This is a genomic window from Acidovorax sp. HMWF018 (genome assembly GCF_003061035.1).
GTDB classification, from domain to species: domain Bacteria; phylum Pseudomonadota; class Gammaproteobacteria; order Burkholderiales; family Burkholderiaceae_C; genus Acidovorax; species Acidovorax delafieldii.
Genome location: NZ_QAIM01000477.1, coordinates 1 through 12,140, shown reverse-complemented (window position 1 = coordinate 12,140; position 12,140 = coordinate 1). Strand labels below are relative to the sequence as shown.

Below are 12,140 nucleotides of genomic sequence, written 5' to 3'. Positions count from 1 at the left end.
GCCCTGCTGCACGCCGAACTCTCCCACGCCATCGCCACCCTGGGCCACGGCGACATGCTGGTGATTGGCGACGTGGGACTGCCCATCCCCAATGGCCCGCGCCGCATTGACCTGGCGCTGACGCCGGGCATCCCGGCCGTGGCCGATGTGCTGCGGGTGGTGCTGGACGAAATGCAGGTCGAAAAAGCGCTGATCGCCACCGAAGCCGTGGAGCGCGACGGTGGCCAGTTGCCCACGTGGTGCCAGCTCCCGGTGGTCCCTGGCACCGTATCGCACGATGAGTTCAAGCGCCTGACCCAGCAGGCCCGCGTGATGGTGCGCACTGGCGAATGCACGCCGTATGCCAATGTGATCCTGGTGGCGGGCGTCACGTTCTGACACAGCCTGGGCGGCCAGGCTGCGGGTTTTGGAGGACTTCGGGCAGGTGCGACCTGCGGTACGCTGGGCAGCAGCCCACGGCGCGGCGTTAAAGCCCGCCACCGAAGCCCCGAATTCCTGCACCCATGCCCACCACAGCGCCCCACGATCTCCTGCCCCCTGAAATCACCGTTCTCGAACGCGGCTGGCTGTCGGCCAACAACATCCTTTTCATCGGCCAGCACGACACAGCCATCGTGGACACCGGCTATTGCAGCCATGCCGAGCAAACCGTGGAGCTGGTGCGCGATGCCCTCGCGGGCCGCAGGCTGGACCGCCTGCTCAACACCCACCTGCACAGCGACCACTGCGGCGGCAATGCCGCGCTGCAAAAGGCCTGGCCCGGCGTGCTCACGGCCATACCGCCCGGCCAGGCCGACCATGTGCGCCAGTGGGATGCTTACGCGCTGAGCTACACCCCCACCGGGCAGGAGTGCCCACCCTTTCGGGCCGACACGCTGCTGGTGCCGGGCTCGTGCGTGCTGCTGGGCGACAAGCCCTGGCAGGTGCATGCCGCGCCGGGGCACGACCCGCACTCGGTGGTGCTGTTCGAACCCCAGGGCCGCGTGCTGATCTCGGCCGATGCGCTGTGGGAAAACGGCTTTGGCGTGGTGTTCCCGGAGCTGGAGGGCGACGATGCCTTCGCCCAGGTGGGCGCCACGCTGGACCTGATTGAAACGCTGTCGCCCCAGGTCGTGATCCCGGGCCATGGGCCGGTGTTTGCCGATGCGCCCCGCGCCATCGACGGCGCCCGTCGCCGCCTGGACGGTTTTGTGCGCAACCCGGGCAAGCACGCGCTTTATGCGGCCAAGGTGCTGCTCAAGTACAAGCTGCTCGAATGGCAGCAGATCGGGATTGCCGACCTCACGGCCTGGGCGCAGACCACGCCGTATTTCGGCATGCTGCGTGCACGGCACTTTGCCACGCAGACCGAGGCCGAATGGCTGCAGAGCCTGGCGGATGAACTGGTGCGGTCAGGCGCCGCTGCGCGCCAGGGCGAGGTGCTGCACAACGTGTGAGGCCTGACGCCTCGGCATGGCTGGGTGCCAGTGCGTGCCCTGACCGAGGGACCCCGCCGCTGGCGCAAAGCGCCTGGGCGGATCAGAACAACGCCGTCAGTGTTTGTATTGCTTGTCGCAGCCCGTCACGTGGTTCTTGCTGCTGGACATGCACTGGTAAAACGACTTCTTGTTGCCCGATGCGCCCTGGCAGTCGGACACGCTGTACTTGCCCTTGGCTTCGCGGATCTTGGGTGCCGTGGCATCGAAAGCCGCTTGGGTCATGTAGCCGTCCCGCACGTTCTTCTGGCCCACTTCCAGCATCAGGTCGGCTTGGTAGTGGATGTTGTCCACGGCCACGGCGCAGTTCAGGGGTGCCTGCTGGCTGTCCACCGTGCCCAGCGATTTCTTGAGCCCTTCGCCAAACTCCTCAACGTCCTTGGAGACCTTCTTGGTGCCATCGGGGTTGTACTGCTGGCCCGCCTTGGCGCTGGTGCCCTTGCTGCCAGAGGAAGAGCCGCTGCCCCCGCTGGTGCCGTTGTTGCTCTGCAGCTTCAGCGGCTCGGCATCCTGCTTGGCGGGCGGGGGCTGCGAGCCGTAGTGGGTCTTGCCCTCGGCATCCACCCATTTGTACACGGGTTGCGCCTGCGCGCCCACGCTCCACGCCGCTGCCGCGGCCATTGTGGCTACACAGGCCATCCATGCCAGTTTGCCCATCACACCCTCTCTTTTTTTAATGAAACCCGGCTAAGGCGCTAGTTGAATATGCGCCTTCAGCTCCTCTATTGATAGCAATCCAGATACCTTTCGCCCCCGCCGGCGAGCAACAGGGCCTCAGGGCAAGTCCTTGTTCACCTCGGGCAGGTTCGCGTCGCGGGGGCCAATGGTGCCCAGGCGGCTCTTGAGCGACTGGGGCAGGCCGGTGAGGATGGCTGCGTAATTGGTGGTGTTGGAGAGCACCTTCTTCACGTAGTCGCGCGTCTCGGCAAAGGGCACGTTCTCGGCCCAGATGGCGGCGTCCAGCACCGGGCCGTTGCGCCAGCTGCGCGGGCGGCCGGGGCCCGCGTTGTAGGCGGCCGCAGCCATGGGCATGGAGCCCGCAAAGTCGTCCAGTGCCAGCTTGAGGTAGGCCGTGCCGATGGTGATGTTGGTGTCGCGGTCGGTGATCTGGTCGGGCGTGAAGTTGGTGAGGCCAATCTTCTTGGCCGTCCAGCGGGCCGTGGCGGGCATCACCTGCATGAGGCCCGAGGCACCGACATGCGAGCGGGCATCCATCACAAAACGGCTTTCCTGGCGGATCAGGCCGTACACATAGGCCGGGTCGATGCCGATGCCTTGGGCACGCTCCACCACGGTGCTGCGAAACGGCATGGGAAAGCGCTGCGTGACGTCCACCACGCCCTTGGTGCGTTCGCTGGTGTTGATGCAGCGGTCCCACACCTCCCTCTGGCAGGCGAAGTCGGCGGCAGCCAGCAGTTCGCGGTCGGGCATGCCGCCGCTCTGGTGCAGGTTGGTGGTGTAGTTCCACTCGCGCACGCCTTCGCTGCGCAGGCCCAGCAGGATGGCGTACAGGGCGCGGTTGAGCCCCGGGTTGGCGCGGGCGGCAGCCTTTTCTTCGGCGGTGAGGGGCGCGGGAGCGGGGGGCGAGGTGATGCGTTGGCCCAGCTCTTCGAGCGCCAGCTGCTCATAGAAGCCGCGCGTTCCGGCAATGCCTTCGAGCAGCTGGCGTGCTTCCGCGCGTTCGGCATCGGTCACACGGCCTGCCAGCAGCGAGCGCGCCTTCCAGTACACCCAGGTGCTGTCCTGGCGGCCTTCAGGGCCCATGGCGTCGACCGCCTTGCCCACGGCCTTCCACTGGCCAGCGCGCAAGGCGGCACGCACCTTCCAGCCCAGCAGGTCGTCGTTGAGGTCGCTGTCCTTGGTCACATTGGCGAAGTAGCCGTGGGCGTTGCTGGCCAGTTTCTGCGCAGCGGTCTTGCCGATCACGCCCCAGGCCCAGTTGCGCTCTTCGGCCGAGAGGTGCACGCCCCATTTGTTCTCCAGCTGGTAGGCCGCGCCGTCCGGGTCGCTGGTGGCCAGCTTCAACAGGGCGAGCAGCACCAACTCTTGCCGGGCCTTGCCGGCCGCCGTGGCGCGCGAGAGCAGGTATTTGCTGGGCGCATCGAGCACATCCTTGAGCTGCGGTAGCGATTCGGGCGAAACGATCTCGACCGCCGAGCGCACCACGCGGGGGCGGTTGGCCTCCACGCCCAGGCGGGCCTTGCGCCACACGTCCAGGGCCGAGAGCTTCTTGTAGCCATACAACTCGCGCGCGGCGTGGGTGCAGCCATCGTCGGCGTCGCGGATCGCATACCAGTTGCTGCGCACGTCCTCGGCCACGGTGGCCGGTGCCGTGCCCTTGATCTGGTCGATCAGCAGCGCGTAGCAGCGCACTTCGCGGTCGTCCGACATGCGGTAGCTGGGGTGTTGGTCGGCAAACTGGCCCCAGTCGCGCCGCTGGCCCAGCAGCAGCAGCCAGTCGTTGCGCAGGCGGTCTTCCTGGTAGGTGCCGGCGTAGCGCTGCAGGAAGGCCTGAATCTCCTGTGGCGAGGCCTCGCCCAGACGCACGCGCAACTCCCAGTAGGCGGCCCAAGGCTCGAGCGCATGGCCGCGTGCCGCAGGCAGCAGCTGCGCGAGCTTGTTGCGGTCGCCCTTGCGGAACGCCTGCTGCATCTCCAGCAGGGTATCGTCACCACGGTTTTGCGCCATGACAAGGGGCGCGGTGGCAACCAGCAGGGTGGCGGCCACAAGGGGTGTCAGAATCGCTCTGAGAAATTGCATGGGGGAATTATCTGATGGACAAAGCAGCCCTTCGGCGCACATTGATAGAAGAACGCCTCAACCTGCCCGACCGCCTACAGCGGGCCGACCTGTTACAGCAGGTGATGCGCATCTGGCTGGTGAACCGGCCGGATACGGTGATCGGCGCCTACTGGCCCATCAAGGGCGAGTTCGACCCCCTGCCCGCCCTGCACCGCTGGAAGGAAGATGGCGAGCTGCTGGACGAACCCCTGCGCCGCCGCATTGGCCTGCCGGTGGTCAACAAGCAGCACAAGACCCTCACCTTCCACGCCTGGTACCCCGGCTGCCCCATGGAAGAAGACGCCTATGGCATCCCCAAGCCCAAGGACACCGAGGTCATCGTGCCCACGCTGCTGTTTGTGCCCTGCGTGGGCTACGCACCGGGTGGCTACCGGCTGGGCTATGGCGGCGGCTTTTACGACCGTACGCTGGCGACGCTGCAGCCCAAGCCGTTCACCGTGGGCCTGGGCTTCACCCATGGCTACCTGGACGACTTCGAGCCCGAGGAGTTCGACCTGCCACTCGACGCCATCCTCAACGACAACGGCGTGGTCTGGCCCATCTGATCCCCGGCCAGTCAGACCTGCACGATGGCCTGTGATGCCGGCAGCGCATCATTCAGGCCAGTTTTTGGCATCGCTGACGCGCCCGGCAGCCGCTAGCATGGCGGGCTGACCTCTTCATCTCAGGTGCCCAACATGCTCAAGCTCTACATCGGCAACAAGAACTACTCGTCCTGGTCCATGCGCCCCTGGGTGCTGCTCAAGCAGGCGGGCATCGTCTTTGAAGAAGTGCGCGTGCGCTTTGACAGCTTTGACGCGCAGTCGGAATTCAAGCGCACCATCGGGGCCGTGAGTCCCACGGCCAAAGTGCCCGTGCTGGTGGACGGCGACCTGGTAGTGTGGGACACCCTGGCGATTGCGGAGTACGTGGCCGAAACCCACTCCGACAAAAAGCTCTGGCCCACCGACGCCAAGGCCCGCGCACGCGCCCGCAGCGTATGCGCCGAGATGCACAGCGGTTTCACCGCCCTGCGCAGCCACTGCCCCATGAACATCGAAGCGAACCTTGTCGACACCGGCGCCCTGATCTGGCGCGACCAGGCCGGCGTGCGCGCCGACGTGCAGCGCCTGGTGGAGATGTGGAGTGCGCTGCTGCAAGAGCACGGTGGTCCGCTGCTGTTTGGTGAATTCACCGTGGCCGACGCCTACTTTGCCCCCGTCTGCATGCGCCTGCATACCTACGCCCTGCCCGTGCCTGCGACCATCCGGGCCTATGTGGACCGGGTGCGCACCCTGCCCGGCGTGCAGGCCTGGATCGACGAGGCCCTGGCCGAGAAGGACTTCCTGGACTTCGAAGAGCCCTACCGCCTGCGCCATACCGAAGGCTGAGCACCACCATGGCCGTCACCATCTACCTGCGCTACGTGCTCAACACCAGCAAGCTGAAAGAGTTTGAGCACTACGGAAAACTGTGGATTCCGCTGGTCGAGAAATTCGGCGGCCAACACCACGGCTACTTCATGCCGAGCGAGGGCGCCAACAACATCGCGCTGGCGCTGTTCACGTTCGAGAGCCTCGCAGCCTACGAGCGCTACCGCGAGGCGTCGATGCAGGATGCGGACTGCCAAGCGGCTTTCCGCTATGCCGAAGAGACGGGGTGCATCGTGAGCTACGAGCGGAGTTTTTTCCGCCCCGTGTTCAAGTGAGAGTTCAGGGCCAATCGATCGGGAGCCCAGCGCGCGCCCCGGCTATTCGCGCTGGATCAGCTTCCCCTCTTTGTCGTACTCGTTAGCCCAGCCAATGTGTATCGCTATCTGGCCCAACCCCACCAGCGCAACAATGGCCGCCATCACCAACACAAATGCCCGGCCGCTGTAAATGTCATCGTAGGGGTGAATGACTCTTTCCTTGTCAGCGATTTGGAGAACGCGCGCGCCATCGTGCCACACGGTGAGCTGCACTTGACGCGCCTCCATTCGAACCAAGTGTTCTATAGGGCATCCCCCCGATTTGTGTCCACGCGAGCAGGACACCTGCGCGCCCGACGCTGTCCGAAAGACGGCCTCGCGCGCCATCGGCCCCGGGTGCTTTACTTCGACAGTGGCACTCTCCACCGTCAGTGTTTCAAGCGGGGGAGCGTACGGCCATAGAGCCATTCCCGTCAGCAAAGCCGCAAAGGCAAAAGTAAACACCGTCACACGTTTTTTCATCGCCCGCTCTACCTAAACTGCTTGCGCAAGAACGCCTTGTGCCGCGCGATGTGGGCCAACTGGGCGGGGGCGATGGTGCCGCCCAGGTCTTCGTCCTCGGTGTTGAGCACCTGGTTCGCGTAGGCCATGGCGCGGGCCACCACCTCTTCCTCGCTCACGCCCTGGGTGGATGCAAGGTCCATCGCCACGCGGCGCATGGCGCGCTGCGACAGCATCCACATCGCGCCGAAGGAATCCCATGCGGCCGCCACCTCCTTGAACTTGTCGTGTTCAGCCAGGATGTCGTTGAGCGGCTTGGCGAGGATCTCCTGCAGCGCCTCCACCTGGGCCTTCAGGGCCTCGAATTGCGCCTCGCGCTGCAGGGCCTCGGCGGCCGCGTTGGCGGCGGCGTCAGGCGCCTGGGGCACGGGCACGCTGCCGTCGGGGTTGAGCTGAGCAATGGTGAGGTCGGACGATAGGGACATGGTGGCGGGACTATACGACCCTCGTCCTAAACTATGCCGATGCAAATCTACATGGTGGGCGGCGCGGTCCGCGACAAGCTGCTGGGCCGACCGGTGAATGACCACGACTGGGTGGTGGTGGGCGCGACGCCTGAGCAGATGCTGGCGCAAGGCTACCTGCCCGTGGGGCGCGACTTCCCCGTCTTTTTGCACCCCGAAACACGCGAGGAATACGCGCTGGCCCGCACCGAGCGCAAGAGCGGGCGCGGCTACCGGGGCTTTGTGGTGCAAAGCTCGCCCGATGTGACGCTGGAGGAAGACCTCTCGCGCCGCGATCTCACTATCAATTCAATAGCATCCAGCACAGATGAATCCGGCGCCACCCGTCTTTTTGACCCCTACCACGGCGAAAAAGACCTCCGTGCGCGTGTGCTGCGCCATGTGACCGATGCCTTCCGCGAAGACCCGGTACGCATTCTGCGCGTGGCGCGGTTTGCTGCGCGCTTCACCGACTTCACGGTGGCGCCCGAGACGATGCAGCTGATGCGCGAGATGGTCGCGCATGGCGAGGTGGACCACCTGGTGGCAGAGCGCGTGTGGCAAGAGCTGGCGCGCGGGCTTATGGAAGCACAACCCTCGCGCATGTTCGAGGTGCTGCGCGAGTGTGGCGCACTGGCCGTGCTGCTGCCCGAGGTGGCGTGCCTGTGGGGCGTGCCCCAGCGGGCCGAGTACCACCCCGAGGTGGACACCGGCGTGCACCTGATGATGGTGCTGGACATGGCTGCGCGGCTGCTGGCGCCACTCACCGTGCGCTTTGCCTGCCTGGCGCACGACCTGGGCAAGGGCACCACGGCCGCCGATGTACTGCCGCGCCACATCGGGCATGAGGAGCGCAGTGCCGAGCTGCTGAAAGACGTGGCCGAGCGCCTGCGCGTGCCCGTGGACTGCCGCGAGACCGCCGAAGTGGTGGCGCGCGAACACGGGCACATCCACCGCAGCGCCGACCTGTCCGCCGCTGCCCTGGTGCGCCTGCTGGAGCGCTGTGACGCCATCCGCAAGCCTGAGCGTTTTGCCGAGGTGCTGTTGGCCTGCGAGTGCGATGCGCGCGGGCGGCTGGGGTTTGAAGAATCCACTTATCCGCAGCGCCCTCGCCTGCTGGCCGTGCTGGCCGCCGTCCAATCGGTCGTCACGCGCGAGATTGCGGCACAGGCCGCCGCCAAGGGACAAAGCGGCCCGCAGGTGGGTGCGCTGATCCACCAGGCACGGGTCGAAGCCGTGGCGCAGTGGCTGCACACCCAGTCGCACGGCGCTACCACCTGACCGCGTGCGCTGCGTCGCCAAGATCGGTCCAACCCTCCCTACAATCCGCGTCCGCTCGCACCCTGGAAAGGGTGCGTCTTTTGGCTTTTTTGCGATCACGACGCCTCCATGACCTCTGTGCACATCCGCCCCGCCACCCCGGCAGACGCCGACACCATCGCGCCGCTGTTGGATGCCTACCGGCAGTTCTACGAACAGGCACCAGACCTGGCCGGAGCGCGGGCCTTCATTGCAAAGCGGTTGGAGCGCGAGGAGTCCGTGATCTTGCTTGCGATGGATGGGGCACAGGCAGCGGTGGGCTTTTGCCAGCTCTACCCCACGTTCTGCTCGGTGGAGGCAGCGCCCATCTACACGCTGTACGACCTGTTCGTGGCGCCCGCAGCGCGCAAGACCGGGGCCGGGCGCAGCTTGCTGCTGGCGGCAGAAGCGACGGCACGCGCCCATAGCAAGGTGCGCATGGACCTGACCACGGCCCACACCAACACCACGGCGCAAAAACTCTACGAATCGCTGGGCTGGACGCTGGACACAGTGTTCCGCGCGTACAACAAGCGTGTCAGCGCCTGAAGCTCCATTCCCCCACCAGCGCTACCAGCGCAGCAGACGCGGCCCCAGTACAGCCCCCAGAGCAGTCGGTATGGCCATGCCCGCCAGATACCACACCGCCAGAAACGGGGTGGCCATCTCGGGGCAATGCAGGGCATACACCAGCGCCCCCAGCGCGCCTGCCAGCAAGCCAGCGCCCGCTCCTGCCCACGCCAGCCGCGTGGGCGCAGCGCCCTTGAGCGCCCAGAAGCCTCCAACGAACGCCGGGACCGACAGCAAGGCGATATTGAAGGGACAAGTCCGCCAGGTGCTGCCCAGAATCAGCGGCACACGCTCCGCCGCAGGCACCTGCCACAGAGCCCCCAGGGCCATGGCCCACAGCACCAGCGGCGGCACTGCCAGCCACAGGGCTGCGAGGCCCAGCGGCATGCCCGGGCGGGCCATGCGGCGCAGCAGCACCAGGCCAGCGGCTGCCAGGGCGGCCGCAAACACCAGCTTGCCCCAGAACATGGGCAACGCCATGGTCGCCAGCAGGTCAGGGCGCAGACCGAACAGGGCCAGCATCAGCCCCCCGGCACCGGCAATGCCCACAGCGCTGGCGACAGCAAACCGTCGCTCAATAGCGACGGGCTGCACCGGCCGGTCATCGGTGGCCAGCAGGTGGATCAATTCATCGGTTTTCATGCCATTCCCCTGATCTTGGCGGCCAGGGCCTTGAGCCCCCGGTGCACGCCGACTTTGACGGCCGACTCCGACAACCCCGTGAGGCGCGCCGTCTCGACCACCGACAACCCTTCCAGCTTCACATACTCAATGGGCAGCCGCTGCTTGTCTGGCAGCGTGCGCAACAGTTGCCCCAGGTCTCGCCGGGCTTCGGCAGCCTCGCTGTCGCTGGTGGCAAACAACTCGTCGGCATCGTCCAGCGGGTCGTTGCGGCCCTCCTTCACGGCATGCGAGCGCAGCCAGTCGATGAGCTTGTAGCGCGCAATCGCGTGCGCCCAGGCCGTCACCGGCATCTCGGGCCGGTAGGTGTGGCGCTGGTTGTGCACGGCCAGCAGCGTCTCCTGCACCAGGTCTTCCACCTCATCGGGCCGCTGCGCCAAGCGGCGGCGCAGGAAGGCGCGCAGGTGGGCGCTCAGCTCCTTCAAAAAACGCTGGTAAGCGGCTGCATCGGCATCCAGCCCCTGCATCAGCAAGCCGCGCAGGCGCTCTTCCACTATCTCCATGGTGTCTCCCTGCAAGGAATTCGTATGCCGGGGCCAATGGGTTACAGGCAACACAAAAAATATTTGCGCAACGCCGCCACGATTTTTTGAGCAGTGCTGTAACCCGCCTGCTGCACAGCCCGAATTACAACGCAGATCGGGCCACTCAATGCGACCTCAGTGCCGCCACCCGGTCGGATTCAACCTTTATCCAACCCTCGGAGAACCGTACCATGACCACTCGCACCCTCAGCCTCGGCGCCCTCGCACTTGTTGCCCTGACCTCTGGCGCCGCCATGGCCCAAACCAACGCCGCCCCCATGGACGGCGCCAAGCCTGCCATGGAGAAGTGCTACGGCGTCTCGATGGCTGGCAAGAACGACTGCGCCGCAGGTCCCGGCACCACCTGCGCGGGCACGTCCAAGATGGACTACCAGGGCAACGCCTGGAAGTTTGTGCCCGCAGGCACCTGCACCACCATCAAGACGCCCAAGGGCATGGGCATGCTGACGCCCATGAAGAGCTGACCATGGCATCCCCTCTCACCGCCGGCCTGGGTCTCAAGCCCCAGCACTACGACGAGGCGCTGCGGTGCACTGCCCCCGGCCTGTGGTGGGAGGTGCACCCCGAGAACTACCTGGCCGACGGCGGCCCGCGCCTGGCCTGGCTCGAAGCCATCCGCTCGCGCCATCCGGTGGCACTGCATGGAGTGTCACTGTCGCTTGCGGCCGATGCACCGCCCGATGCCACCCACCTGGCACGGCTGACCACCCTCGCAAGGCGCGTGGAGCCCGCCATCATTTCGGAGCACCTGGCCTGGTCCACCTGGCGCGGGCAATACCTGCCCGACCTGTTGCCGTTTCCGCGCACGCAGGCCGCCTTGCACCGCATCGCAGACAACATCGCTCGAACGCAGGATGCGCTGCAGCGCCCCATCGCCATCGAGAACCCCACGCACTACCTGCACATCGACGGCCACGACTGGCTTGAGACCGAATTTCTGACCGAGCTGGTGCAGCGGACTGGCTGCGCCTTGCTGCTGGACGTGAACAACGTGTACGTCAGTGCCAACAACCTGGGCTTTGACGCGCAGACCTACCTCGACGCCTTTCCCCTGCACGCCGTGGCCGAAATCCACCTGGCGGGCCACCATGCCGACCCGGTGCATGGCGATGCCCTGCTGATCGACAGCCACGACGCGTCCATCGCCCCGGTGGTGTGGGCGCTGTACGAGCAGGTGATCGCGCGCACAGGTCCCGTGCCCACCCTCATCGAACGCGACGACAATCTGCCCGCCTTCAGCGAACTGCTGGCCGAGCGCGACAAGGCCCACAACGCGCTCACAGCGGCGCAGCCCGAGGAGGCAGCATGCAGCTGAGCGCATTCCAGGACGGCTTCTCTGCCGCGTTGTTCGGCCATGCCGAGCACGCACCTTGGCTGTCTGCGCTGGAATCCCAGCCCAGCTTTGCCGTGTACCGCAACACCGTGCTCAAGGGCTGCATTGATGCCCTGCAGGCCAGCTACCCCACGGTGTGCCAGCTGGTGGGCGAAGACTGGCTCCGCGCCGCTGCGGCGGTGTACGCCCGCACGCAGCCGCCGGTTGACGGACTGCTGATGGACTACGGCGCGGGGTTTGCTGACTTTCTGGCCGGTTTTGCACCAGCGGCCGAGCTGCCTTACCTGCCGGCCGTGGCGCGCCTGGACCGCTGCTGGACCGAATGCCATCTGGCGGCAGACGCCACGGCCGTGGACCGCCATTGGCTGGCACAGCAGACCCCTGACACCTTGCCCCACGCATCACTGCAGCCGCACCCCGCCGCACGCTGGGCCTGGTGTGAAGACTTTCCCGCCCATGCGCTGTGGCACCACCACCGCGAGGGCCTGGCCCTGCCCGAGGCCGTGGACTGGCACGGCGACGGCGCACTGCTCACCCGGCCCCATGCGGACGTGATATGGCGGCCCCTGTCCCGCGCCGGCGTGGCGCTTCTGGACGCCTGCGCCCAAGGCCTGCCGCTGGAGACTGCCGCCACCCGCGCCCTGGTGGCCGAGCCGGCGACCGATTTTGCCGCCCTGATGACCAGCCTGCTCGACGCGGGCGCCTTGGCGACCATCAACCCACACACCACCCACACCAGCTGAGGAGCCCACCATGCACATC

16 protein-coding genes are annotated in these 12,140 nt (G+C 66.4%); 10 read left to right on the top strand and 6 right to left on the bottom strand.

Features of this window, described 5'->3' with window-relative positions; all coding sequences use genetic code 11:
* Nucleotides 1-378: D-ribose pyranase (gene rbsD / locus DBR23_RS20270; protein ID WP_108499401.1), on the top strand; the 378-nt coding region annotated here is incomplete at its 5' end.
* A 125-nt stretch (nt 379-503) separates the two neighbouring features.
* Nucleotides 504-1,436: an MBL fold metallo-hydrolase gene (locus DBR23_RS20265; protein WP_108499400.1), complete on the top strand. Its 933-nt coding sequence runs from the start codon at nt 504-506 to the stop codon at nt 1,434-1,436.
* Nucleotides 1,437-1,532: 96 nt separating this feature from the next.
* Here DBR23_RS20265 and DBR23_RS20260 read toward each other — a convergent pair whose 3' ends face one another.
* Both DBR23_RS20260 and DBR23_RS20255 read right to left on the bottom strand, forming a co-directional pair.
* Nucleotides 1,533-2,132, bottom strand: a complete 600-nt coding sequence (locus DBR23_RS20260; RefSeq protein ID WP_108499399.1) for a DUF4124 domain-containing protein — start codon at nt 2,130-2,132, stop codon at nt 1,533-1,535.
* 117 nt (nt 2,133-2,249) lie between these two features.
* A complete protein-coding gene (locus DBR23_RS20255) occupies nt 2,250-4,235 on the bottom strand; it encodes a lytic transglycosylase domain-containing protein (RefSeq protein WP_108499398.1) in 1,986 nt (661 codons plus the stop codon).
* A gap of 14 nt (nt 4,236-4,249) precedes the next feature.
* Here DBR23_RS20255 and DBR23_RS20250 point away from each other — a divergent pair, with 14 nt between their 5' ends.
* From DBR23_RS20250 to DBR23_RS20240, 3 genes are all read left to right on the top strand, one after another.
* The gene (locus tag DBR23_RS20250) at nt 4,250-4,822 is read left to right on the top strand and encodes a 5-formyltetrahydrofolate cyclo-ligase (RefSeq protein ID WP_056059531.1); all 573 of its coding nucleotides are present in this window, start codon (nt 4,250-4,252) and stop codon (nt 4,820-4,822) included.
* Nucleotides 4,823-4,954: 132 nt separating this feature from the next.
* A complete protein-coding gene (locus DBR23_RS20245) occupies nt 4,955-5,647 on the top strand; it encodes a glutathione S-transferase family protein (protein WP_108499397.1) in 693 nt (230 codons plus the stop codon).
* 8 nt (nt 5,648-5,655) lie between these two features.
* Nucleotides 5,656-5,964: an NIPSNAP family protein gene (locus DBR23_RS20240; RefSeq protein ID WP_108499396.1), complete on the top strand. Its 309-nt coding sequence runs from the start codon at nt 5,656-5,658 to the stop codon at nt 5,962-5,964.
* Nucleotides 5,965-6,006: 42 nt separating this feature from the next.
* On the opposite strand, the gene DBR23_RS20235 is transcribed toward DBR23_RS20240, so the two are convergent.
* Nucleotides 6,007-6,468 (bottom strand): hypothetical protein, encoded by a 462-nt coding sequence (locus DBR23_RS20235; RefSeq protein WP_146191385.1) that lies wholly within the window; start codon nt 6,466-6,468, stop codon nt 6,007-6,009.
* An 8-nt stretch (nt 6,469-6,476) separates the two neighbouring features.
* Nucleotides 6,477-6,932: a hypothetical protein gene (locus tag DBR23_RS20230; RefSeq protein WP_108499394.1), complete on the bottom strand. Its 456-nt coding sequence runs from the start codon at nt 6,930-6,932 to the stop codon at nt 6,477-6,479.
* A gap of 39 nt (nt 6,933-6,971) precedes the next feature.
* On the opposite strand from DBR23_RS20230, the gene DBR23_RS20225 reads away from it, so the two are divergent.
* Complete coding sequence (locus tag DBR23_RS20225; RefSeq protein WP_108499393.1) at nt 6,972-8,231, top strand: multifunctional CCA addition/repair protein; 1,260 nt, start codon at nt 6,972-6,974, stop codon at nt 8,229-8,231.
* A 108-nt stretch (nt 8,232-8,339) separates the two neighbouring features.
* On the top strand, nt 8,340-8,798 hold the full coding sequence (locus DBR23_RS20220) for a GNAT family N-acetyltransferase (RefSeq protein WP_108499392.1): 459 nt from the start codon (nt 8,340-8,342) through the stop codon (nt 8,796-8,798).
* 21 nt (nt 8,799-8,819) lie between these two features.
* Here the strand turns inward: DBR23_RS20220 and DBR23_RS20215 are convergent, their stop codons facing one another.
* Together DBR23_RS20215 and DBR23_RS20210 are read right to left on the bottom strand one after the other, a co-directional pair.
* Nucleotides 8,820-9,461, bottom strand: coding sequence for a DUF1109 domain-containing protein (locus DBR23_RS20215; RefSeq protein ID WP_108499391.1), 642 nt, complete (start codon nt 9,459-9,461; stop codon nt 8,820-8,822).
* On the bottom strand, nt 9,458-10,003 hold the full coding sequence (locus DBR23_RS20210; RefSeq protein ID WP_056059542.1) for a sigma-70 family RNA polymerase sigma factor: 546 nt from the start codon (nt 10,001-10,003) through the stop codon (nt 9,458-9,460). Before DBR23_RS20210 ends, DBR23_RS20215 begins: the two co-directional genes overlap by 4 nt.
* A 212-nt stretch (nt 10,004-10,215) precedes the next feature.
* Between DBR23_RS20210 and DBR23_RS20205 the strand changes: the two genes are divergently transcribed.
* The 3 genes from DBR23_RS20205 to DBR23_RS20195 are packed head-to-tail and all read left to right on the top strand — an operon-like array spanning nt 10,216 to nt 12,121.
* Nucleotides 10,216-10,509 (top strand): DUF2282 domain-containing protein, encoded by a 294-nt coding sequence (locus tag DBR23_RS20205; RefSeq protein ID WP_056059544.1) that lies wholly within the window; start codon nt 10,216-10,218, stop codon nt 10,507-10,509.
* Nucleotides 10,510-10,511: 2 nt separating this feature from the next.
* The gene (locus DBR23_RS20200) at nt 10,512-11,360 is read left to right on the top strand and encodes a DUF692 domain-containing protein (RefSeq protein ID WP_108499390.1); all 849 of its coding nucleotides are present in this window, start codon (nt 10,512-10,514) and stop codon (nt 11,358-11,360) included.
* On the top strand, nt 11,351-12,121 hold the full coding sequence (locus tag DBR23_RS20195; RefSeq protein WP_108499389.1) for a DNA-binding domain-containing protein: 771 nt from the start codon (nt 11,351-11,353) through the stop codon (nt 12,119-12,121). Before DBR23_RS20200 ends, DBR23_RS20195 begins: the two co-directional genes overlap by 10 nt.
* Nucleotides 12,122-12,140 lie beyond the last annotated feature (19 nt).